The following is a 22,885-nucleotide window of genomic DNA, read 5'->3' as shown; positions in this document are numbered from 1 at the left end:
ATACTAGCTTTTCATAACTTTGTCTCCTGACACTATGAAACACTTCCTTTACGCTTTACTTTCCGGAATATTGCTGGCGCTGGCATGGCCTACCTATGGCTTTCCACTGCTGTTGTTCTTTGCCTTTGTGCCTTTGCTCTATGCCGAGCACAGAATAAGAATGGAACAGGCACACAACAGAAAATGGAAGATCCTGGGACTTTCATATCTCAGCTTTTTTATCTGGAATCTCATCACCACTTACTGGCTCTATTTCTCAACCCCTTTTGGAGGGATCTTTGCCATCACCGTAAACTCGCTGTTAATGTCCGTTGTATTCCTGCTGTTTCATATAGTGGCAAAAAGGCTAAATTTCAGTGCCTCTTCCTCTTTTTTTATCAGCATATGGATAGCCTTTGAATACCTGCACCTCAACTGGGAATTCTCCTGGCCATGGCTGAATCTCGGTAACGGTTTTTCAGAATTTGCGCATTGGATCCAATGGTATGAATTCACCGGAACTTTTGGCGGTACGCTTTGGGTATTACTCACAAATATTGCGCTGCTTAAGATGATCCTGCTTTACAAGGAACATAAAGCCAAAGAAATTCTATACCGCGGATTAGTCAAAAACGCTTTGCTGATCCTTGTTCCTATCGGAATTTCTTATCTGATCCTCTGGAATTATGAGGAAAGTGAAAGATCACTCGAAGCAGTGGTATTGCAGCCGAATGTTAATCCGTATACGGAAAAGTACAATACAAACGACCGGCGGATAGGAGAATTGCTAACTGAACTTGCTGAAGAAAATATTACTCCTGAAACTAAAATAGTAGTCGCGCCCGAGACTGTCTTTGCCGACGGAACCGTTTTAAGCCGGTTTGAAGATTCTGAAGCAAATTTCTTTACCACCCAATTTGTAAATAATCATCCTGAAATCTCATTTTTAAGCGGGATCTCTATGTACGATCGCTTCAGTGATCCGGGAAGAGTGAGAGGGCAAAGCAACCAGTTAGGACCTAATGACTGGTATGACGATTATAATTCGGCATTTATGATCTCTGCCAATGATTCCGTTCATTTTTACCACAAGTCAAAACTGGTAGTCGGAGTAGAAAATTTCCCTTATCAGGAAGTACTGCGGCCGATTCTCGGCAATGTGATGATAGACCTCGGCGGAACGGTAGCCATGAAGACCACACAACAAGATCGGGGCACTTTTAATGTTTCCGGAACCGAAGAAGTAGGTCCTATTATCTGCTACGAATCGGTCTATGGGGATTTCGTTACAGGTTATGTGAATGAAGGTGCAGATTTCCTGGCCATTATTACAAATGATGCCTGGTGGGGAAATACTCAGGGACATAAACAGCACCTCAGCTACGCCCGTCTCCGCGCCATTGAAACCCGACGTGCCATAGCACGTAGTGCGAACACAGGAATATCAGCATTTATAAACGAAAAAGGAGAAATTACTGCCACTCTTGGTTATGAAGAACAGGGAGCGCTCCGCGGTGAAGTCACCCTCAACGACCGACTCACCTTTTACACTCGTTTCGGAGACTATATCGCAAGGATTTCTTTGTTCCTGGCGCTGTTTATCTTTTTGTTTGCCATGGTACCGTGGAAAAGGTCGAGGAGATGATTCAAGATAAAATTCAAGATTCAAAATTGTTCATGCTCTCCTCCGCTCAAAACCCCCAACCCTCCCGATAAAGATCGGGACAAGCTCTGAAGGGGGCTTTAACCGTTTATGCTTCGCACACGTCACGGATTGCAAATCCGCGCCAGCAAAAGAATTTAAAATTAAAGATCTAAGATTGTTTTCTTGCTGCGATGTCAATTTTTTCCCTCCCCTCCTGCGGAGGGGTGCCCACAGGGCGGGGTGGGGAGACAGATTTCTCTGTCGCAGTAGAAGCTCCTTCGAATAGACAATCTGCATTTTTTAAGGTTGAACACTAATCACCGATCACTGAACACTAACTGCCAACTAAATCACTGCGCACTGCCCACTGGAACTACTGTCCTCTAAAGAAAATAACTGTACTCAGGGTTTTGGTGAGGATGGTGATGTCGAGGAAGATGTTGCGGTGTTTGATGTAGTAGAGATCGTACTGCAGCTTTTCCAGGCTATCGGCGTGACTATCGGCGTAATCGCACATTACCTGCGCCCAGCCTGTTAGTCCGGGTTTTACAAAATGGCGGGTATCGTAAAATGGGATGAGATCAGATAGTTCTTTTACGAATACAGGACGTTCGGGACGGGGACCTATGACACTCATCTCCCCCTTCAGGATATTCCAGAACTGCGGAAATTCATCCAGTCTGGAGCGACGCAGAAACTTTCCGAAACGGGTAATACGTACATCATTCTTGGTAGCCCATACTGCACCGTTGGCTTCAGCGTCACAGCGCATGGTGCGGAATTTCAGAATGGTAAAGGATCTTCCGTTCTTTCCTACCCGCTCCTGCCGGTAAAATAGACAGCCTTTGTTGGCGATCATATTTCCGAAGTAAACAAAGAGCATTAAAAAACATCCCACGACCAAACCCACAATAGAAATAAGCACATCGGCCAGGCGGTGAAAAAAGAGGTAAAACTTATTGTTGTTACTCCGGCTTAGCGGAAAGAACTGGTAAAAATTCCGCTCAATATGCTGGACAGGTATCCGGTTGGTCTTATCTTCATAGACCTCATTAAAATCCTTTACCGGAAAGCCTTTTTTAAGCAGGTTGAATACCTGCGAATATAAACCTTCCGCAGTGGCAGAAGTCACACTGGAAATAAGCAGCTCATCAATTCCATTTTTGCGAATGGTTTCCTCCAGCTCTTCCGAAGAAAACTCTTTTAAGCCAATGGCATCAGCTCTTAGAACAGCACCGGTTCCGGTATTCACAAAGCCGATAATACTGTAATTGGGATCTGACTGCTGTAAATGGGAAGCCACGAGCTCCACTTCCAGCGGTTCCCCAATGATCAACACCCTGCGGTAAAACCGGGGGGAAGAGATAAGAGTGATGTAAGCAAATCTCCACAGCAACAAGGTAAGCAGAATAGTGAGAAAAAAGTACAGGATCTGCAGCCGGTTCTCGGGCAGTACCGGCGTTACAACCGGGGTCATAAGAAAAAAGAGCACTGTCACTGAACTCGCCAGCACCACATTCTGCAGGACTTTATAATAGTTGCTGGCTTTCTGTAAATCATAAAGCTCGAAGATTCCGTTAAACAGAGCGATATACACGGCCAGTACAATACTCCAGGGCCAGGAGTTGCTGTCGATATGAAAATAATCCAGTCTAAAAATAATGCTCACCACGTACAGGGCGAACAGCACCCACACAACATCAAAAATGCGGAGAAATACCTTCCTTTCGGAAATTTCAAAATGCAGGTTCGTTTTACGGGGCATGTAAAAACTTTTACGGCGTAAATATAAGGAAGACTTTAACGCAGCGCGCCTGTTACCACTAAGTTTTTCAAGAAGTTCTGTCTCTGCCATTTAGTGTTTATCGTATGGTTAAGGTCCCGTTTAGGACGAAATAAACATGTAGGGAGGGAGCTGAATCTGCAGTTAAAGTAGTAATTATAAGTTTATTAGTAAAAAAAATGTTTGTTGTTTGTTGTTTTTGTTAGGAGTCTGAGCTACGAACCCACCTGCCGGACGGGCAGGTTCACGAATTCTTCTGTATGCTTCACACTCGTCACGGATTACAAATCCGCGCCAACAGAGGATTCAAGACTTAAAATTTAAAATTCAAGATTATCGGTATTTAACTCCGCTAAACTCTCACCCTAACCCTGACCGGGGTATGTCTTTGCGAAAGAGCCGACAAGGCGACTGAAGCAATCTTTCTCTTGAAATCTACTGAAAATACTTTTTAGTTCCTTTTTTAAAATTTTTCTGCCAACTGAATACTGAGCACTGCAAACTTTTTGCTCTCATCCTTTCCCCGTTCAACTACCCCCAACCCTCCCGCAAAAGATCGGGACAAGCTCTGAAGGGGGCTATAATTGTGTATGCTTCGCACTCGTCACGGATTACAAATCCGCGCCAGCGGATTCGATTCAAGATTTATTTTTTTTTGGCTTAATTTGTTTGCGTTTAAATTCAATTAACCATCAATCTAATCTTGATTGTGGAACATCTTTGCGAGAGAGCCGACAAGGCGACTGAAGTAAATGTGAAGTGCTGTTGTCCCTGAAATCACTTTCTCTTCTCTCCTCCTCCAAAAAATGCCGCCGGGACGGGCAAGGTTGGATGAATTACATACCTAACATTGCTAATAGGAGTTCTATTACTCTGGAAATAAACCTTAAAACAATTATAAAGGAGCTGGAATTGACAGTGCCGGTAAGGCTCCATGAGTGTGCTGGAAAACCAATTAATATGCACAGGAGTAAAACAGAAGTTCCTTTAAATAGATGTGTTAAGGATCCGTTCATTTTCCGCGAAGTATCGGAAATAATAAGAGGGAATAGCTGATTTAATTGCCTTTGAGGAACTACTAAATATACAGCAAAAGAAGATGTTGTCCAAAAGAATATCCATCGGCCATAGTCCCAGCCTAAAATAAATAATGGAATAACAGAAAAAAATTGAAGAAGCAGGAGATTTGAAATAATTGTTTTATCAAAATATTTTTCCACTTTGTAACCGAACAATTTAGGGTTCAACTTATCCGTGTTAGTCAAAACATAATAGATCAGAATTATAATTATTGACCATCCTATAAGAGCATATATACCATCATTAAAATTCCTTAAGGTGTGGTAGCTATATAATAGGCCTTCCTTAAGGGTCCAGGATAAACCATCAACTGCTGCTGGAATTCCTGATTTTTCAGCAGATTCATATGGAAATGAAATAGCTTTCCATGAGTTCCATATTTCTTGAGAAATGTAAAGCGACCCCTTAAAATATACCACCAGAAAAAAGACCAGCAAGGAGGGTAATAAAAATAATGCAGGAACCCAAAAGGATTTCTTTCTGGAATAGAGCAGTAAAAACATAATTGGAAAACTGAAAAAAGCAATCGATTCGTGGATTAAAATACCACTTATTAGAGAAAGATTGACCAATATGAAGTTGGGTCTGTTTCTTCTTGTGAGCAGATGAATTGTCAGTATAAAAATAAGTACTAACAGAATATCCTTTCTTACCCAGAAATCATGAATAATAGGACCTCCTAAAAAAAATACAAAAGGCAGGAAAAACAATGTAAAACCACCTCTTTTTAAATTAATTACAAAAAAACCTATTAAAAGAACAAAAGAAATTAAAGTCAAAGTTATAATTGCATTATACGGGTCTAATCCACAACATGAATGCAGTTTTAGAATTATTTCCCCGAGTAATCCCCTCCTAACAAAACCTCCCTGGTAATTAATTAAGAACTCGGTAATTTGCCAACTCTCTTTATCATATCCCAATCTGATTTTTTGGATTAGTAGATAGATCAGGAAAAAAGAAAAAAGAAAAAGGTAACAACTAAGAATTAAGGTTCTGGAGTATAAAAACTTCATGGGCACTAATACTGGTTAAGATTTAATATCGTCTAACCAATTATGTAATAAGTCAAGTTCCTTTTCCCCAACAAAGCCTAATCGAACTAACTCTTTGTAGCATGTACTCATATTTTCGGGAATGTGTTCTTTTCCTAATTTAAGGTCCAGGTCATTCAAACATCTGCCTATTTCCAAATTTTTTGTGTACCCTTCAATCTCATCCTGAAAGTCTTTCATAAGGTCATGATCATTTCTTTCCTGTCGAACAGTACTCTGATGGAATAAAACTGGCCATCCACAAGTCCAGGCAATCCTTTGAGCCACAAAAGAGCGCCATATATCTGTCATCCGAAAGCTACAAAATGAAGGTAAATATAATAATGGAAAAGCTTCTTTAAACCATGTAGTGTTCTGACTGTTAAAGGGACAAAAAGTTTTCTTTCCTAAAGCTATATTGGGAAATTTATCAAAAGTTAATGGCAAAGAACAAGTAAGTCTGAATATGGCATCTACATCTGGATTTTCATCCGCCAATCCCTGCTGAATCGGACAATCAACTAAATTTCTTGTAGTCAATTCGGGTAATGTATTTTTAATCTTTTCAAGTGGAAACCCCCTGGGCCATATATTAGCTTTTGTAAAAAACTTATAAACATTAACCCAACCTTCATTCTCTAATAAGTACGCCGGTACGCTTTTGCTTCTGTTTATCCAGAAATCTTCGAGAGGAAAATTATCATCATCAGTTTCAATAATTTTCTGTGCACCGTTAGAAATTGCTATTAAATAACCAAGATTTTTCCGGGCATAGTGCTTTAGAGGTAAAGTTTTGGCAAGGGAATATTGTAAGGATTGTTGTCGCTTAACAGAATAAAAGTCACAGCCTTCCAGATTAAAATCTACAGGACTTTTAGTATCTCCTATTACAATATATCCAATATTATTTTTATGAGTTTCCTCAGCAAAAGTTCTTAAGACAGAATTTCTGTCATCTGCAATGGAGGTAATTATCAAAAATGTTTTATCCATAATCTGATATTTCAAATCTTAATAGTCTGGACTATTTTGCAGTTTCATTAAACTACAGGAGTTTTTAATTTTAACCGCAGGAAAAAATAATAAAGTAATACTTGAAATGAATTTTTAATCGCCTTTTGGGAAACACTTGGAGAAGGAGCACGGTAGTGTATTGGGATCTCTGCATACCTGCTTTTACGCAATAAATAGCGCAACTCTGTTTGATAAAAATGAGCTTTAGATAATAATTTATAATCAACAAATCTTTCTACAATGTGTGCATGAAAACCCTGATAACCTGAAGTCATATCATACAAATTTGTACCTAAAAGAACATTTGACAAAATAGTTCCGAATTTAGACAAGAAGCTGCGTTTCCATGTAGAATCACATATGGAACCACCATTAATAAAACGACTTCCAAATGCACACTCATTTCCTTCATTTAAGACTCTCAGGAACATTGGCAAAGCTTTTGGATCGTGAGAAAGTCCCGCATCCATTTCAATAATAATTTGATGCCCGTTTATTAGTGCTTCTCTATAACCTTTCATGTAAGCATCAACAACATTTCTGTTTTCAGGAGCCCAAACTGTGATAAATCTTTTATCAGTTTGTGAAAGGGCCTTACATAATTCCAGAGTGTTATCACGAGAAACTTCATCCACGATGAAATATATTGTTCCATTTCCTAAACCATCTAATACTTCGGACAAAGAGGAAACAAATGGATGAAAATCTGGAGATTCATTCGCCAGGGGAATTATAACAGCAAAATTGGATTTCATTACGTACAATGTAGTATGGGAAAATAATATAGATACATAAAAAAGATAGGGACCGGCGTTAGTGGAGTTAAAAGTATGTATAATTATTTAAATCCTACAGCCTTTATGTCAGGGTTTCCTCCTTCTTAATTTCTCATGCATCAAACCTTAAGAATCCAATATCCCTTTCCACATTAGTCTCACCCTCTCCCAATCAAAAGCTTCCACTTTCTTCCTTGCTGCAAGTATTCTTTCCACAGCGCGTTCTGGATCCTTGAAGAGGTTATTTACGGCAGCGGCCATTCTTTCGGGGTCATTTGGCGGCACCAGTACTCCGTCTATATCGGCGGAAATAAGGTATGGGAGTCCGCCGACATTGGTGGAAACCACAGGTAATCCGACAGCCATGGCTTCTATAACACTTACCGGAGTGTTATCAATATTGGTGGTGTTGAGGAAGATATCATATTGTTCAGAAAGAGCAATCCATTCTTCCTTTGGCAACTGACCGGGAAAGCGAACGGGCAGGCGGTGGAGTTTTGCATAGCGGATGCATGTTTTCCAGGAATCATCTTTTTCGGGACCTGCCATGCAAAGTTCGGCATTGGGATAGTCCGGCAGCAATAGTTCCAGAACTTTTAGAGCCTGCAGCGGATTGTACATTTCTGCAAAAGCCCGCACCCAAAGTAGCCTCGGACGAAGTTCAACACGTTCTTTAAACGGGTAATCTTCCAGATTAATAGAATTTGGAATATATCTTACGTTCAAGATTCCCGCCTGCTGAAAAACGGTTTTCATGTACAGCGACGGAGCCACGTTTAAAAAGGCCTTCCCAAACAGCTTTTTTGAAGCCCCCGGGGAGCGGTCGAGTCGGGCGGGAAGTTCGCCGCCGTGGAGGATGGGGATGTATTTTAAGTTCAGCTTTTGGCAAAATCGGCCAATTGCATAAGCGTACCAGAAATTTTGAGTGCTGTAAGTATCGATAAGGACGAAGTCAGCTTTTTTTCTGTTCCTGTACACCAGTCGGAGCATATCTGCAAGGCGCAGGAGTTTGTTCTTTTTGGAAGAAGCGGTTTTTACATTAAATCCTTCTTCTCTAAGTAGTGGTGCCAGAGTATCAATGGAGGTGGGAGTGCCGCCGCGGGAACGAAGTTTGTTTCCAATATAAATCAGGTTTTGCATTTGAAGAAGCTGAAGTAAAAATAGGAAATTTTCTTTCTGTTCTTTTTATTCATGAATACTATTTTCTCTTGGAATTCGTGAATCTTCGATTTCCATTGATGAATCCTTCAACTCCGCTTAGGAGAACCAATCCCGACGCCTCCGGACTAAGCTTACGAAAATGGGTCTAAATTCTTCGTTCGCTGTCTAATTTTTGTGAACTCGCGTGAGAGATTTTTATAACGAGAAAAGATCAGGACGCGCAAACCCGCCTGACCCTAGTGGCAGACATCAGAAATTTAAGGCTGACTTCTTTAAATTTTGCCGTAAATTTTTTGTAGACCGCCTTAATCCGAAGAAAAAGCAGCTTTAGTGAGAAGCATTAAACCTTAATATTTATCTGATTTTTTGGAATGAAAGCTGCCCAGATTCATTGTATTCTTCCATCCTAGGAAGGGAGAATGAAATCGAATTATATTTTACCTACTATTGTTTCCTTATCAAGAAACATTTACCTTTGTTGAAATGGTAGTAGTATATGACACAGAGATTTAAAGTGGAATTTCTTGAGGAAGTTGATCACTTTTTAGAGGGACTGGATGACAAGACGAGAACAAAAATCCTTTATAATATTCGTAAGGCACAGGTTATAAACGATAATGAACTTTTTAAAAAGCTAATCGCTTTCTGGGACAAAACTGATAAAAAAGAAACACTGATCATATCGACGCATGGTATAGAAAAGAAAACTGCTAAAACACCTTCCAAAGAGATCAAAAAAACCGAAGAAATAATGAAACAATATTTCGCAGCAAAAAAATAAAGTTATGAGCAATAAAAATATGACGACTAAAAGTTTAGACGAGATAACCGAAAAATATGTTGGAAGAGTTGGGACGCCGGAAAGAGATGCGTTCGAAAACGAACTTCGGCTAGATCTAATAGGACATGCAATTAAAGAGGCACGCAAAGAAAGAAATCTTACACAAGCTCAACTTGGAGAATTAGTGGGAGTTCAAAAGGCTCAAATTTCAAAAATTGAAAATCATATAACAGATGCACGTTTTGATACAATAATGAGAGTATTCAAAGCCTTAAACGCTAAAGTAAATTTCAATGTCACCTTGTTAAATCAGGAGTTGAAATTATCTTAATTTCTTCTCTATAGATCTCCTGGGGAATACATTACCGACTATAAAACTTAATAATCCGGGAAGTACTTAGGAAACGAACTTTACTGAAGCACCGGCAGCCAATGGCCAGAATTTAAACGGATAAAACTAACCGCTGTCAGGGTTGCTAACCGCTGACAGGGTTGGAACCGACAATTCACCCAAAACAAAATCTCACAAATCATTTTTTGTACATATATTTGTACTTCTAAAAATACAGAATTATGCTAATAACAACTGTTTCGGAATTTAGAAAAGATATCAAAACTTACCTGGACCGGGTTGTAAAGAACTTTGAAACATTGATCATCAATCGTGGAAAAGATTCTGGAATTGTAGTTATGTCTCTGCAAGAATACAATTCTTTAATGGCTACAAATCACGAATTGTCTTCCCGAAAGAATGAACAAAGGTTAGATTCTGCAATTGCCAAGCTAAAAAGCGGAACGACTTTCAACAAAGATTTAATCGAAAAATAAATGAAGTATATCTTCGTAGACGAATCCTGGGAGGATTATTTGTATTGGCAAAAAACAGATAAGAAAAAGTTGAAGAAAATAAATGAACTTCTGAAAGACATCTCCCGAAACCCTTTTGATGGAATTGGAAAACCTGAACCCTTAAAACATAAATACGCAGGATTTTGGTCAAGACGAATTGATAGCGAACATAGACTGATATATCAATATAATGAAGGAGAAATATTAATCGCGAAATGTAGGTTTCATTATGACTGAAGATGTCGGTTGTCGGTTGTCGGTTGTCGGTTGTCGGTTGTCGGTTCGGTTTAAGGAAGCAAATCTGACAACTCACAACTGAGAACTGAGCTTAACTTTTCCAGTTTTTCTCTACATATTGAATGAAAGAAAATATTTTACCGCCCAAAAGATCATATTTCTTTCTCAAATCCTTTATCTCCGGAATTTCATAAAGTTCATCAATCATTTCCAGCTGAGAAAAACATTCAAGAAGAGAGGCGTGACTGTAAGTCAGGAATTTAATGAAATCCTGTTTATAGGTTCTTCTACCATATCCTTCGACTATATTATCTTTTATACTCTTAGAGGATCGTCTCACCTGACTCCCCTGCTCATATAATTCAAATTTTGGCATTTTCAGAGAAGCTTTATGTACTTCTATAGCATAGGCAAATGCCAAATTGTAAATATCCAGATCTTTGTAGCTTTTCATGTCTTTCAGTTTTCGGTTATCAGTTGTCCGTTCTCAGTTCCCGGTTATCGGTTCTCGGTTGTCAGTTCTGGGTTGTCAGTTTACCGGTTGTCGGTTCTCAGTTATCGGTTTCAATTATGTGGAGTTTAATCATTAGTTGTCGGCCTTAAGCTAAGAATAAGATTAGACTATCAGTTAAGACTGAACCTAGCGAAATTAACTGAGCCAGGGAGACTGTTCAGAAAAGTGTGTCAATTTAATAAATTAGATACATGGAAAATAAAGAAAAGCCAAATGATTATGACGCCTTAGTAGCTGAATTAGCTAAAGGCGTTTCTTCTGGTCAATCCTTGACTGGTAAGGATGGTGTTTTTACCCCACTATTAAAACGAGTGATCGAAGCGAGTTTAGAAGGAGAAATGGATGCTCACTTAAATTCTGAAGGTAAGTTAGCAAAGAACCGCCGCAATGGGCGTGGGCGAAAAAATATCAATAGCTCGTTGGGCGGCTTTGAGATTTTTTCGCCGCGTGACCGGGACGGTTCGTTCCAACCTGAGATCATAAAAAAGCGACAACGGCGCATCAGTAGTGATATAGATGCACGTATTCTTTCCCTCTATGGTAAAGGAATGAGTTACCGGGATATACAAGATCATCTTAAAGAGATGTATGATGTTGAAATCTCTGTCGGTACTCTAAATGCCATTACAGATCGGATAATCCCAGAGATTTTAGAATGGCAAGCCAGACCTTTAGAGAGTGTTTACCCAGTGATTTGCTTGATGCAATGCACTTCAAAGTCAGAGAACATGGTAAAGTAATTGCTAAGGCTGTTTATTCTGTTTTAGGGGTTAACAGAGACGGAGAGAAAGAAGTGCTGGGGATCTACTTCGGAGACAATGAATCCAGTAGCTTTTGGAGACAAGTACTTCACAAACTTCAGTCCAGAGGGGTTCAGGATGTTTTTGTAGCGTGTATAGATAATCTCAAAGGATTTGCAGATGCTATTGAAGATATATTCCCTAAAACTGATGTACAGCTATGCCTGGTACATCAAATGAGGAATAGTCTTAAATATGTATCTCATAAAGATGTTAAACCTATCATTACAGATCTAAGAAAGATCTATACAGCTATAAATGTAGATGCAGCAGAGCAATTTTTGACTCTGGCAGAGGAAAAGTGGGGAAATAAATACAATGTAATTTTTAAAAGTTGGAGAGCTAACTGGGGTAGATTAATTAACTTTTACAAATATCCACCTGCATTAAGAAGAGTCATATACACTAATAATCCCATTGAAAGCTTCCATAGAATGGTACGAAAGGTCACTAAAACCAAAGGAGCTTTCACATCAGAATACGCTATTGTGAAACAAATATATTTAGCAACAATCAACGCTAAAACCAAATGGAATGGTTGTATGTTTGGATGGTCATCAGTTCGTAAAGATCTGGTAGCTTACTTTGATAATAGATTTTTAACCGATGACACACTTAATTGAACACTCCCACTGACAACTCACAACTGACAACTCACAACTGACAACTCACAACTGACAACTCACAACTGATTCATTCAAAACAGAAATCCACTCCTCCTTCACGATCTCCCAATCAAACCTCCTGACCTTCTCATAGGCCGCTTTAGCTATATTCTGACACTTTTCCGGGTTCTGGAGCAGGTCTTCTATAGCAGAGACCATGGCGGGGACGTCGTTCTGTGGTACGAGGATGCCGTCCTTGCCGTTTTCTATAAGGTAAGGCATTCCGCCGACATCCGTAGAGATCACGGGGAGACCGAGGGCCATGGCTTCTATTACGCTAATCGGCGTATTATCAACATCGGTAGAGTTTATAAAAAAATCGTAGTTCACAGAGAGTGCTGACCATTCCTTCTTCTTCATTTTCCCCGGAAATTCAACAGGTAAATTATTTTCTGACGCATATTCCAAACATTTGGCCAGAGAACCATCCTTCTCCGGCCCCACCATGCACAATTTGGCTTCGGGATGATTTCTGTATACCTGTTCAAAGACCTTAATAGCCATCAGCGGATTATAACGTTCCTGAAACCTCCGGACCCAAAGAAAATTGGGCTTAAATGTCTTCCTCTCCTTAAAAGGATAATTTTCGAGGGTGATGGAGTTTGGAATGATCCGGGAGTTGGTAAAGCCGTGATCTACAAAGATGTCATATAAAAAATGTGAAGGGGCAACATTAATACGGGCGTTGCCGAAAAGCGATTTGGTAAGATTAGGGGTTTTATCCAGACGTTCCTTTAAATTTCCGCCGTGTAATATAGGGATGTAAGGCAGTTTTAATTGCTGGCAAAGCTTACCAATGCTATAGGCATAATAAAAATTCTGAGCGCCGTAAGTATCGATAAGCACCACATCAGTTTCTTTGCGATGGCTCCAGATGAGGGAAAGCATTTCTACCAGGCGGAGGGCTTTGTTATCTTTCCCGGAAGCGGTTTTAACCCAGTAACCCTCCTGCTTTAATACTTCACTAAAAAAAGAAATATAGGTAGCGGTAAAGGTGGGATTGGAAAGATTGTTACCTATATAAAGAATTCTTTTTTTCATCAACTATTCTATAGCCGTACCGGCCGTTTTTTCTTCAAGGCTTTTTACTTTTCCTGATTTTTTCTTGTCCTCCACGATGTATAAAAGAGCCAATCCATATACAAATGCCGGCAAGGCGATCCTCATCGCCGAATGGTTTATGGTAAGGAACCAAAAGGCGACAAAGGCTAAAAAGTAGTAATTATTTTTAAATTTCAGCCAGAATAATAAAGGCACAAATATAAGAATAAGGATGGCAAAAATACCAAACATACCATGTTCTGATAAGAGGCGGCTTAATTCATTGTGAGAAGCTACTGCCCATCCTCTAAATTTCTTTCCCCTATCCACACCAATTCCTATAAATGGATTTTCGTAAAACCCCTCTAATTCAGTTATTATTAATTCTGCTCTACCGGTAGTAATATCATCTTTTAGTTCTCCTGACGCGTCACGACCGGTATACCTGTTCACAATTAAACCCTGTGTCTCTCTGGCAGTGTATCCAACTACTATTAATGCTGCTATTCCCAGCATCCCTAATTTAACCAGAATTCCGCTTCTTTCTTTTGCGTTTTGCTTGTAGTAAAAAAGAAATACAAAAGCTACTATGCAAATAATGGCAGTTATTACGCCTCCTCTTGAAAAAGTAACCAGGGCTCTGTAGCTCATCAAAGCAAAAAGGATTAAATCAACAACATTTATATAACTGTTCCTGATTGTAAAAAGCCTCATAAAAAGTACCACTGAACCTAAACCTAATACTGTAGCAATTTGATTTGGTCCGTATCCCCCCGATGTTGCAAAGTTTGAATTAGTTCCATACATAAGAGTTTCACCCACACTTGGGGTACGGAAATACAGATATATCATAGTGGACACCAAAGGCAGCACCAACATTAAAAGCACTAAATTAAATTCCTTCCTGGAAATTTTTTTGTAGTAGCAATACAAGGCAGATATACCGAGACAGACGGGACCGCTAAGATTAAAAGCTACAGATCTCCTAAATTCCCCTAAAGTACTATCCATAGATTGAGACGCTACAAAAATGGCTGGAAATAGCAGAAGAAGATAGATCCAATAGGGGATTGTTTTCGCAGAGGCACCTTTATAGAACATCCCAATCAACAAAAACAGGATAACGGAATATTTTCCTGTTTCCCAAAAAACCGTCGCATGCGTCATCCGAAAGAAAACTTCGGCGCCGGCCATATAGGCAGCAGCCATTAAAGCTTCATTATGTCTATTTCGATTGTTAAGAACTAACAATATTAGCAGAATGAAAACGACAGGTAAAATTAAAGCAGCCAAAGGTCTGTGTAAAAACACAACGAAACCTATAGCTACATGAAGCAGCACAAGTGTAAAATAATTATAATTTAATATGCTCCCCATGACCCGGTACTTCTTTCTGCAAAATTTTTTCTTTGACTTCGTTTAAAAAGGAATTAAACGTAAATTTAGAGGATAACATATAATTCCGTGTCACAATTTCTCTGTACTCCGCTTCCTTCAGCAAGAAACTTTTTTCCAAAACGGAAAATAATCTTTCTTTTGTTATCGGCATTAGTAAAAATCCGTTTTCTCCATCTTTGACTAATTGATCAATACAGGAGACATCTGAAACTATAGGTAGGCATCCATAATTCATTCCTTCAGCTATCACCTTTGGAAAACCCTCACTTTGGGAAGGAAGAACAATAAAGTGGCACGTTGAAAGAATTGAATGTACCTTTTCTCTTGGCTGAGAACCGTGAAAGACAATTCCGGGCATGATATGTTCATATTTCTCTTTTAATGGCCCATCTCCTACAATATGCACCCGGTCAAATTTATATTTGAGATCTTCCAAAGCAGACATAAAAATATCAAAGCCTTTCTTTTCTGTCAGGTTTCCTACGAAACATATATTTACACCCTCTGCAATTGTTTTTTGTTCAATTATAATCTTTCCTGATTCCCTATTCTTTTCTGTTAGACACGGATTTTCAAAAGGGATTATGTTCTCTGCATGATCTGGCCAGGAACCATTCACAGTTACCTTACGGCTCTGCTGCTTTAGCATCCAGCGTTGCAAAGAATACCCCAGGGGAGGATTTTCCTGCTTCCAGTTTCCCGCGTACTTAAACCAGCCCTTCTTCTTATATTTCATGGTTAGGTAAGGGATCAGGTAAATCCCTATTCCGGTAGGAGCCCGAAACTGAAATATATCTGATCTTTCTAAGACCCCGGACACAATTCCAATTGTTTTTCTCAAATTGCCTAAAACCGTCAATTTTTCTTTTAGAGAATTTCCTCCGGAAGGCGGCAGAGGCACAAATTCCACCTTGCCGGACTTGTAGGGAACTGCACTGAGAGGAGCATCTTCTTTATGGAGGAAGGCAACATGATAGATTTTTTCAAAAATAGATGAGAGATGATCGATCTCAGCCACTGTTGGTCCCCATCCCACAATGCGTCCATCGGATGTTCTGTAATGAGCAGTATGTGAAATAATCGCTAAGATCATTCTTCCAGTAATTCTATATATTTCCCTATTACTTTTTCCCACCGGAACTGCCGGGCCCACTGCACAGCATTAGAACTATATTCTTGATAATTCGCGAGAATCCCATCAACTGCAGCAAATACTTCTTCCGTATCACTTTTATTAACCAGCACTCCTGAAAAACCATCCTGAACAGCTTCTTCAATTCCACATCCCTTTGAACCTATGGATGGTATACCAAGAGAATTGGCTTCAAGAATTGCAATCCCAAAACCTTCTACATCGCCCACTTTGGTATTTTCACTTAGCATCACGAAAATATCAGCTTTTAGAAGTAAATTACATTTTTCAGCCTCATTCACAGCACCGAAGAATATAATTGCCTCTTCAACCTTTAACTGCCTTGCCAGGTCCTGCAACTTCTCTTTTTCAGTAGGAATACCTATTATATAATATCTAAGATCAGGATATTTCTCCAGAAGGCGGGGAAGAGCTTTAACAACATTCTGTTGTCCCTTTCTTTGAGTCACATTGCCAACAGTGATCAGAACAGGCCTGCTTTCCGGTCCAATACTCTCCATCCGGGGACATTGCAGACGGAAACCATTATGGATGACATGTACTTCTTTTAAAGATGATAATTTAAGTAAGGATTTCGTGAAGTTACTAACAGCAACAACTTTATCAAAGCGTCTCAAAGAAAAATCTGTGAAATTACGTAAACCTCTATTCGGTAGTAAAAGCTCACTTCCATGGACCATGGCAATATTTCTTTTATTCTTACGAAATGATAAAAATGCTCCTAACCACAACTGAAATTTGCCTGAAGCTAAAATTACTTCACTCCTACCCGCCAGATGAAAAGCTATTTTTATTCTGTGCAAATAGCTTAAAATTATCAGCTTTCTTCTCGGAATTCTTACCACCTGAAAATCGAGAGCAGCATCAAATTTACTTTCTTCTTCTCCTGTCTCTGAACGTCTGTCAGTAAGAACAGTAACAGAATACCCGTGATCTGCCAGACCCTGAGCGAGATTATAAGAATGGTTTCCTATGCCGCCGGGCTGGGGTGGAAATTCGGAAGTAAATATGGAAATTTTACTTAAACCCATGAATTCGTGCTCCTTGCTCTATTTTTTTAGTTGCCAGTCTCCAGGAAATCAAAACCTGAAGCAAGACCAACGGAAACAAAAGTAGAGAGATAAATGCTCCAAAAACTACAAATTTCCTTTCATTTCTGTAACGATAAGGTATTATAGAAGGCGGAACTGATTTTAGCAGAGCTAAAAGACTTCTTTTTGTTCCAAAATATTTCCTGTAAAAGTAAAGCACACTGGGGACCGGTCTTGGGGAAAGTAAGTTTTTTGGCCGGAACGAATCCCAACTTCCCATTTCTCTTAATCCACCTGAATGCGCTTTTAAGTCAATACAAAAAGCATAAGGATTGGAAATACTTTTGAAGCCAAGGAGGAAAGTCCGTAAGCCGAATTCCCCATCCCCCATTCTCTGCTTTTCAAATTGCCTGTCAAACAGACCTGTTTTTTTAAAAATGTGTTTGTAGAGCATTGCGTTTCCGGAAGCAAATTGGGAGGCAATCGCAAAAAATGATCGATCTTGAGGAATCTCCGCTCCCTCAGGAAAAAAAACCCCGGCTGAAATATCTGCATCGAAAAAATCCAGGCAAGCCAGATGACTGCTTAACCAGTCTGCAGGTATTCGTACATCATCTTCAGAAAATGCAACAATATTAGATTTAGCCTCCTCTACCCCCCTGTTGCGGGCGAGCCAAAGTGCTTTTTCCTTCTGTTTCAATACCCTGATCTTTAAACGGAATTCTGAATAGAAGTCCTGCCTAAAGGGTTGCGATTGATCAATAATAATAATTTCGAAATTTTTATAATCCTGTCTCTCAAAATCAGATAAAACATCCCCCAGGTATTCATAGCGATTTAAAGTCGGAATGATTACACTAATGAGCGGCTCTTCCTTTAAGAGAGTAGATTTGTAATTTTCCCATTCCAAATCATTACTCAGGATGGAAAAATTTGTAATCCTTTTTTTACTGCTACTCCTTCTCAAGGCAATGACTTCTCTAACGACGTTATTGAAAGATATGATCCGTAGCAGAAAAACATACATCACCCAAACCGGGTGAAAATATTTTCTGAGAAAACGATATTCATCCTCCAGAGGGATTTCTTTAAATTTTGAATAGGTTGGAGCAGGACCGGTATACCCAAATTTTAACGCCCGCCAGGATCTGTCATATTCAGCGGCAGAGGAATTAATGAAATCCCGATCGGGAGGAATTTGTTCCAATACTCTCTCGGGCAGATGAGAAACAAGGGGAAAGATTGAAGTTCCATCCTTTCGGTATAATTGAAAGTAATGTGTCGGTTGAAGATATTTCAGGAAATGGAACATCATAAATTTGTGAGAGAGGGTATTAATTTTGATTGATTTTGGAAAAAACTGAATTATAAATTCTTTCAATTTCCTGCTGTTTTTCAACTAAATAATTTTCAGTATATCTTAGTTTACACCTTCCAATGATCTCCTCTACCAATAAATCCGGTCTATAATCAAGATGTTCAGGATCAACATCCATTCCGTAGTAATAATCCTTAAACTTAAAAAGTCCGCCCACCGGCCTGTCCCCAAACCGAAGGTGAATATTGGGAATTCTGAATGAATCAGCAAAAATAAGCCCGTGAAGAGAAGAGGAAGCTATAAAATGACATTGCTTAATCTGTTTGGCTACCTTAAATGGATGATCTCTTGGATCTATGATCTTGATTTCAGCAACACAAGATAAATTTTTAATAAAATCAATATCTCTTTTATGGGGTACTATTCCCAATTTAAACTTTTTCTTCTCCTGACATGGGTAAATTTTAGAAGCAAGTATCCCCGGATCAGCATATAAAACTTCAGGGGGTGCATCACATCTTTTTCCGCTCAGGGGTCCTCTGATTATCTTTATTTTCCATTGATTCCTTTGTCTGTCATACCTTTCAGAAATAAAGCCGGCGCCGAGTAAATATCCTGAAAACTCCCTTTTAAAGTTTCCCAGGATTGAACCAGTCAATACCGTTTCACTTTCTGCGGGAGAAGCAAATATCAATTCAGCACCAAAAAAATGTACCAGATCTCTGTTAAAACTATCTCCAAAATTATTGATCCGGGCATAATAAGAATGAATTATTTTTTTCCTATAAATCCCGGACTTCAGTTTCCTCCAATTATTCACCAGATCAAGATATAACTGGTGAAAATTAAGATAGGTAGTTTTTAAAAAAGAATATTTCTTTTTTGCCATTCCTGAATTTTCTTATTCTATTAGAACTTCGAGAACTTCCCGGTATATTTTCTCTTTTTTAAAATGTTCTCTATATAAGGTTTTATAAAAGTTCCTGTCTATGCTTTCCAGACTTACGATATCAGCAATTTTTTGAGCTAAAGCTTCAGGATCTTCAGGATCGAAAAGGATCTGTTTGACTTCTGTGTTTTCTTTATCCACAAAATCAAGGGCGCCAAATCTTTCCGATACAAGAACAGGGATACCTAAAGAAAGTGCTTCAATAAAAACCAATCCAAAAGATTCAAAAAGACTCGGTAAAATGATCAGATCCATTTTATTATAAAAATCCACCATCTGGCCTGCTGACAAAACTCCTAAAAAGTTCACTTCCTCTCTAAGGTTGAGTTCGCTTACCTGTATTTCCAGGTTTTTGCGGTTAGGACCATCTCCCGCCAAATAAAATTTCAACTCTTTTGAAGCATTGGCTTTTGCTGAGGCAATAGCCTTTATAATTACCTGCTGATTTTTAATTATTGTAAATCTTCCGGGGCAACCTATTAAAAATTGATCCCTTGTTTCTTCAATTTCGATCAGTTTTGGTTTAACCTCTTGAATATTTGACCAAAAAGGTATAGGGATAATTTTAGACCCTCTAACATGAAAAACCTCCTTTAACTCTTTTTCGAGAATATGGGAATTGACTATGATCTTGTCAGCAAGTTTATAGAACTGCCTCTTTATAATAATTACATAATGTCCCGGATCACCGTGTTTTTTTAAAGAGTGGACCCAGACAATATTTCTTTTTATATTTAAAATTTTACCCGCTAACATGGACGGATTAGCATAACTGAAATTGGAAATAATAACATCGGGAGAAATTTCTTTTATGCATTTAAAAATTTGAAAATAGTCGCTTACATAACCTCCTTTTTCTTCGACAATAATTTCTAAACTTCCAACCTTATATTTTCCCGGGTGTTCCTTTAGGGAATATACCTTTACTTCATGACCATCTTCAATTAGCTGTTGGCCTAAGTCCATGAAAAAATCAGAGAGTAATCCTTTGTTGTAGGTAAAAAGAAATAATATTTTCATTACTTCCAGTTATTCTTTTTATTCCAGTAATAAGATCTCAGATCCCGGTATAATTTAATTTTCGCCCGTAACCTGGTATTTTTTCTACTATGAGGAAATTCTTCCAGAGGGATCTCCAAGCCCAGAAAATCACACAAGGTTTTATAATCGAAATTCTTTCCTTGTTCCATAACCAAAAAATTGGGCTTATTTTGAAAGAAATCTAAAACCTTCTTATTATGGCCTGTATAGATCCTTTTGTAGGTTTCCTCGAAGCCTTCAGCACAGGGAACATTATAGATCTTTCTATGCAATGGCACCCTAATGCTGCCCCAGTGCCTTACAACACTATTTATCCAGCCTTTGGTTTCTCTAAGGGTCAGTATAAATTTTGCGTCGGGATAAAGATCGTGTAATTCTTTATAGAAAAGAGGCCAGGGCATATCCTGCACAGCATCCCAATCTTGCAGGGTTCTATGGATATAATCCTTCAGATCCTTACTGTCTTCAAACTTCAAAAGATTCTTATCACCTCCATATACCCTGTAACCCAAACGCTTGAGTGCTGTTTCAAGCGAGGTAGTACCTGTTTTATGAAACCCTATGACAAACACTTTACTCCTCATTCCCATTCCGCGAAATTTCTGTAGCTAATATAGTTTTAAAATAAGGGCCCAGAGTTAATCGTTCCTCCCAGAGTTTCCTGTTATTGATCAATAGTTTCTTAAATCCACCTGAGTTCATTTTTTTATGAAAATGATCGATCTTTTCTCCTATACAATTAATTTCGCTCTTTTCTACCCACACCACATGATCCTTCCATTCAATCTGGTTATCCAGTGGCAAACCTCCGTTGGTATTTACATAAACAGGAATTCTACCCATAGCCAGGGTTTCATAAAACCGCACTGAAAAATTCCCTGATCCCCTCGCGCAAAAAACATAGTCTGAATCTTTGATATTATTAAAAAATTCTATTACGCTGTCATGGGAAAAATCATGCATTATACCTGCTCTATAATTCTTTCTAACTATAAAATTTGTTTTAATCCCGGGAGAGTTTTTAAGAATACCCAGAACTCTACCTCTAAAGTAAGAACTCGACAGGAATTGTTGTGGCTCTTCATTTCTCAGATCCAGGAGAGACAATACATTTTGAAGTTCAATTTTCATCAGTTCAATTGCTGCATCGACTCTTGAAGTTTTAGCAAAACCACAAAAACCTACTTTAGGTAGATCTCCATAGGTTCTCATGAAGATTTGGCGGGAATCGTAAAAAGTTTTTAAAGGATCCAGTATAAACGGTGGAATAATTATCTCATTTTCCTTCCTGGAGGTTTTATTCACTGCCAGTCTGAATATTAGGACATTTGGAAAAAATGGAATTTTAAGACCTATATCCCCGGCATTATAAATAAAAATTTTTTTGCCCTGGTGAGAAAATTGATCAATAAATTTTAACGCCGACTCCCTTTTCCCGGAAATTACATAATAATTCCACGACATAGGAAGTATTAAAACATCTGCTAATGTTGGATCCTCAACAAAAGAAATATCACTTGAAGATATTCCATATAAACTTATTCGTTCCGCATCAGAATATCCTTTAATTTTCAAGAAAGGCTTCAGTAAAGGAAACATATGTCCACGATAACCGGCATCATAAAGCTCCTTTGGATAAAATATTTTCGCCCTTTTCATTTCTAAAGTCAATACAATAATATTTTTGACATGGCTTCTGTGGATCTTTTTGCAACGATGATAAACAAGTTCAACTTCTATCAGGTTTATTACAGATATTATTTAAAAAATTAAAATTCATGTTTTTTGATTTTAATCGCTCTACTTCTCAGAACCCTGTTTCGAACGGCTTCTTCATCCCTGATGAAAAGTGTATTAAATTTTTCTTTGTTATAGGAATCGAGAACTATTAACTTCCTGGAATTATAATTATAAGCATAAGGAGTAAAACCCAATTCGACAATTTCTTTAAAAATATCTTCATCATCAATACCATACCTTTTCCCCGATCTGTTGAGTTCCATTATCAGCACCTTAAGTTTTTCAGATCTCAAAATTTTATTTGCTCCTTTTAGAGCAAAGTATTCATATCCCTCAACATCAAGTTTAATGGCTTCAGGGATTTCATTCCTTAATAAGTGATCTATAGTGGTAACCTTGACCTGAACAGCATTAGCGTAAGAATCAGAAACAATTCTATCCATAGTATTCCGGTCGGTTGAAAAAAACAAATTATTCTCTGAATGTGAAATGCCAAGATTTAAAGGTTGTATTAATTGTTCCAGCCGGTTTAATTTGATGTTGCGACGTAGTTGTCTGAAAGTTTCAGGTACCGGCTCTACAGCGATTGACCTACATTTGGTAAGACCGGAAAGCAGCATAGAATAATGCCCTAAATTTGCTCCTATGTCCAAAAAAAGATCATCCTCCTTCATGAAATGCAGCAAAAAGATTGATTCCTCAAATTCATACAGCCCGTAATAAATATTAGCAACTAAGCCTGCATCACCCTTTCTGGCATAAAATTTTAGTCCCTCGATCCAGGATATCGTTTGTTCCTGCTTAAACCTGCTCCTTATATGAAATAACAAGTAGCGGCAAAATGCTGCCACTGGATTTTTGCAGGTAAGCGGATGGCTCCTGAACTGTTTATACCT

General features: G+C 38.6%; 21 protein-coding genes and 1 pseudogene. 6 read left to right on the top strand and 16 right to left on the bottom strand.

What is annotated here, in order from left to right; all coding sequences use genetic code 11:
• Window positions 1-34 precede the first annotated feature (34 nt).
• Complete coding sequence (gene lnt / locus G564_RS0110975) at window positions 35-1,624, top strand: apolipoprotein N-acyltransferase (protein ID WP_029037705.1); 1,590 nt, start codon at window positions 35-37, stop codon at window positions 1,622-1,624.
• A gap of 373 nt (window positions 1,625-1,997) precedes the next feature.
• On the opposite strand, the gene G564_RS0110970 is transcribed toward lnt, so the two are convergent.
• The 5 genes from G564_RS0110970 to G564_RS0110950 form a co-directional block, all read right to left on the bottom strand.
• Window positions 1,998-3,389, bottom strand: coding sequence for a sugar transferase (locus G564_RS0110970; RefSeq protein ID WP_029037704.1), 1,392 nt, complete (start codon window positions 3,387-3,389; stop codon window positions 1,998-2,000).
• An 854-nt stretch (window positions 3,390-4,243) separates the two neighbouring features.
• Window positions 4,244-5,410: a hypothetical protein gene (locus G564_RS0110965; protein WP_029037703.1), complete on the bottom strand. Its 1,167-nt coding sequence runs from the start codon at window positions 5,408-5,410 to the stop codon at window positions 4,244-4,246.
• Window positions 5,411-5,518: 108 nt separating this feature from the next.
• Window positions 5,519-6,514: an STELLO glycosyltransferase family protein gene (locus G564_RS0110960; protein WP_037373875.1), complete on the bottom strand. Its 996-nt coding sequence runs from the start codon at window positions 6,512-6,514 to the stop codon at window positions 5,519-5,521.
• 47 nt (window positions 6,515-6,561) lie between these two features.
• Window positions 6,562-7,290: a glycosyltransferase gene (locus G564_RS0110955; protein ID WP_084625628.1), complete on the bottom strand. Its 729-nt coding sequence runs from the start codon at window positions 7,288-7,290 to the stop codon at window positions 6,562-6,564.
• Window positions 7,291-7,437: 147 nt separating this feature from the next.
• Window positions 7,438-8,451 (bottom strand): glycosyltransferase family 4 protein, encoded by a 1,014-nt coding sequence (locus G564_RS0110950; RefSeq protein ID WP_029037700.1) that lies wholly within the window; start codon window positions 8,449-8,451, stop codon window positions 7,438-7,440.
• A gap of 517 nt (window positions 8,452-8,968) precedes the next feature.
• Between G564_RS0110950 and G564_RS0110945 the strand changes: the two genes are divergently transcribed.
• The 4 genes from G564_RS0110945 (at window position 8,969) to G564_RS0110930 (ending at window position 10,339) form a co-directional block, all read left to right on the top strand.
• Window positions 8,969-9,253, top strand: a complete 285-nt coding sequence (locus G564_RS0110945) for a type II toxin-antitoxin system RelE/ParE family toxin (protein ID WP_029037699.1) — start codon at window positions 8,969-8,971, stop codon at window positions 9,251-9,253.
• 4 nt (window positions 9,254-9,257) lie between these two features.
• A complete protein-coding gene (locus G564_RS0110940; RefSeq protein WP_029037698.1) occupies window positions 9,258-9,584 on the top strand; it encodes a helix-turn-helix domain-containing protein in 327 nt (108 codons plus the stop codon).
• Between the two features lie 242 nt (window positions 9,585-9,826).
• Window positions 9,827-10,081 carry a type II toxin-antitoxin system Phd/YefM family antitoxin gene (locus tag G564_RS0110935; protein WP_029037697.1) on the top strand — a complete coding sequence of 85 codons (255 nt, stop codon included), beginning with the start codon at window positions 9,827-9,829 and terminating at the stop codon, window positions 10,079-10,081.
• Window positions 10,082-10,339 carry a Txe/YoeB family addiction module toxin gene (locus G564_RS0110930; RefSeq protein ID WP_029037696.1) on the top strand — a complete coding sequence of 86 codons (258 nt, stop codon included), beginning with the start codon at window positions 10,082-10,084 and terminating at the stop codon, window positions 10,337-10,339.
• A gap of 91 nt (window positions 10,340-10,430) precedes the next feature.
• Here the strand turns inward: G564_RS0110930 and G564_RS0110925 are convergent, their stop codons facing one another.
• The gene (locus tag G564_RS0110925; protein ID WP_029037695.1) at window positions 10,431-10,793 is read right to left on the bottom strand and encodes a four helix bundle protein; all 363 of its coding nucleotides are present in this window, start codon (window positions 10,791-10,793) and stop codon (window positions 10,431-10,433) included.
• 251 nt (window positions 10,794-11,044) lie between these two features.
• Here G564_RS0110925 and G564_RS20890 point away from each other — a divergent pair.
• Window positions 11,045-12,276 (top strand): annotated as a pseudogene (locus G564_RS20890) (IS256 family transposase).
• Between the two features lie 45 nt (window positions 12,277-12,321).
• On the opposite strand, the gene G564_RS0110915 reads toward G564_RS20890, so the two are convergent.
• From G564_RS0110915 to G564_RS0110865, 10 genes are all read right to left on the bottom strand, one after another.
• Complete coding sequence (locus tag G564_RS0110915) at window positions 12,322-13,359, bottom strand: glycosyltransferase family 4 protein (protein ID WP_037373873.1); 1,038 nt, start codon at window positions 13,357-13,359, stop codon at window positions 12,322-12,324.
• Between the two features lie 3 nt (window positions 13,360-13,362).
• The gene (locus G564_RS19135; RefSeq protein ID WP_051205419.1) at window positions 13,363-14,736 is read right to left on the bottom strand and encodes an O-antigen ligase family protein; all 1,374 of its coding nucleotides are present in this window, start codon (window positions 14,734-14,736) and stop codon (window positions 13,363-13,365) included.
• On the bottom strand, window positions 14,714-15,850 hold the full coding sequence (locus G564_RS19130; RefSeq protein ID WP_051205417.1) for a glycosyltransferase family 4 protein: 1,137 nt from the start codon (window positions 15,848-15,850) through the stop codon (window positions 14,714-14,716). Before G564_RS19130 ends, G564_RS19135 begins: the two co-directional genes overlap by 23 nt.
• Window positions 15,847-16,941 carry a glycosyltransferase family 4 protein gene (locus tag G564_RS0110900; protein ID WP_029037693.1) on the bottom strand — a complete coding sequence of 365 codons (1,095 nt, stop codon included), beginning with the start codon at window positions 16,939-16,941 and terminating at the stop codon, window positions 15,847-15,849. The genes G564_RS19130 and G564_RS0110900 overlap by 4 nt, the downstream gene beginning before the upstream one ends.
• Window positions 16,928-18,256 (bottom strand): glycosyltransferase family A protein, encoded by a 1,329-nt coding sequence (locus tag G564_RS0110895; protein ID WP_029037692.1) that lies wholly within the window; start codon window positions 18,254-18,256, stop codon window positions 16,928-16,930. Before G564_RS0110895 ends, G564_RS0110900 begins: the two co-directional genes overlap by 14 nt.
• Before the next feature lie 19 nt (window positions 18,257-18,275).
• On the bottom strand, window positions 18,276-18,953 hold the full coding sequence (locus G564_RS19945) for a polysaccharide pyruvyl transferase family protein (protein ID WP_169578128.1): 678 nt from the start codon (window positions 18,951-18,953) through the stop codon (window positions 18,276-18,278).
• A gap of 207 nt (window positions 18,954-19,160) precedes the next feature.
• Window positions 19,161-20,228, bottom strand: coding sequence for a glycosyltransferase family 4 protein (locus G564_RS0110885; protein WP_029037690.1), 1,068 nt, complete (start codon window positions 20,226-20,228; stop codon window positions 19,161-19,163).
• Complete coding sequence (locus tag G564_RS0110880; RefSeq protein ID WP_156879217.1) at window positions 20,228-20,833, bottom strand: sulfotransferase family protein; 606 nt, start codon at window positions 20,831-20,833, stop codon at window positions 20,228-20,230. The genes G564_RS0110885 and G564_RS0110880 overlap by 1 nt, the downstream gene beginning before the upstream one ends.
• Entirely contained in the window at window positions 20,823-21,920 is a 1,098-nt protein-coding gene (locus G564_RS0110875) for a hypothetical protein (RefSeq protein ID WP_156879216.1), read from the bottom strand. Before G564_RS0110875 ends, G564_RS0110880 begins: the two co-directional genes overlap by 11 nt.
• Window positions 21,921-22,018: 98 nt before the next feature.
• Window positions 22,019-22,840, bottom strand: coding sequence for an FkbM family methyltransferase (locus G564_RS0110865; RefSeq protein WP_169578127.1), 822 nt, complete (start codon window positions 22,838-22,840; stop codon window positions 22,019-22,021).
• Window positions 22,841-22,885 lie beyond the last annotated feature (45 nt).

Source organism: Salinimicrobium xinjiangense DSM 19287, assembly GCF_000423585.1.
GTDB lineage: Bacteria > Bacteroidota > Bacteroidia > Flavobacteriales > Flavobacteriaceae > Salinimicrobium > Salinimicrobium xinjiangense.
The sequence above is the reverse complement of the archived record's forward strand: the minus strand, read 5'-3'. Positions and strand labels throughout refer to the sequence as shown.

Excerpts from the sequence above, each read along its gene's own strand:
- lnt (WP_029037705.1), top strand. The coding sequence starts at position 35 with ATGAAACACTTCCTTTACGCTTTACTTTCCGGAATATTGCTGGCGCTG.
- G564_RS0110970 (WP_029037704.1), bottom strand. The coding sequence starts at position 3,389 with ATGCCCCGTAAAACGAACCTGCATTTTGAAATTTCCGAAAGGAAGGTA.
- G564_RS0110960 (WP_037373875.1), bottom strand. The coding sequence starts at position 6,514 with ATGGATAAAACATTTTTGATAATTACCTCCATTGCAGATGACAGAAAT.
- G564_RS0110955 (WP_084625628.1), bottom strand. The coding sequence starts at position 7,290 with ATGAAATCCAATTTTGCTGTTATAATTCCCCTGGCGAATGAATCTCCA.
- G564_RS0110950 (WP_029037700.1), bottom strand. The coding sequence starts at position 8,451 with ATGCAAAACCTGATTTATATTGGAAACAAACTTCGTTCCCGCGGCGGC.
- G564_RS0110945 (WP_029037699.1), top strand. The coding sequence starts at position 8,969 with ATGACACAGAGATTTAAAGTGGAATTTCTTGAGGAAGTTGATCACTTT.
- G564_RS0110940 (WP_029037698.1), top strand. The coding sequence starts at position 9,258 with ATGAGCAATAAAAATATGACGACTAAAAGTTTAGACGAGATAACCGAA.
- G564_RS0110935 (WP_029037697.1), top strand. The coding sequence starts at position 9,827 with ATGCTAATAACAACTGTTTCGGAATTTAGAAAAGATATCAAAACTTAC.
- G564_RS0110930 (WP_029037696.1), top strand. The coding sequence starts at position 10,082 with ATGAAGTATATCTTCGTAGACGAATCCTGGGAGGATTATTTGTATTGG.
- G564_RS0110925 (WP_029037695.1), bottom strand. The coding sequence starts at position 10,793 with ATGAAAAGCTACAAAGATCTGGATATTTACAATTTGGCATTTGCCTAT.
- G564_RS0110915 (WP_037373873.1), bottom strand. The coding sequence starts at position 13,359 with ATGAAAAAAAGAATTCTTTATATAGGTAACAATCTTTCCAATCCCACC.
- G564_RS19135 (WP_051205419.1), bottom strand. The coding sequence starts at position 14,736 with ATGGGGAGCATATTAAATTATAATTATTTTACACTTGTGCTGCTTCAT.
- G564_RS19130 (WP_051205417.1), bottom strand. The coding sequence starts at position 15,850 with ATGATCTTAGCGATTATTTCACATACTGCTCATTACAGAACATCCGAT.
- G564_RS0110900 (WP_029037693.1), bottom strand. The coding sequence starts at position 16,941 with ATGGGTTTAAGTAAAATTTCCATATTTACTTCCGAATTTCCACCCCAG.
- G564_RS0110895 (WP_029037692.1), bottom strand. The coding sequence starts at position 18,256 with ATGATGTTCCATTTCCTGAAATATCTTCAACCGACACATTACTTTCAA.
- G564_RS0110885 (WP_029037690.1), bottom strand. The coding sequence starts at position 20,228 with ATGAAAATATTATTTCTTTTTACCTACAACAAAGGATTACTCTCTGAT.
- G564_RS0110880 (WP_156879217.1), bottom strand. The coding sequence starts at position 20,833 with ATGAGGAGTAAAGTGTTTGTCATAGGGTTTCATAAAACAGGTACTACC.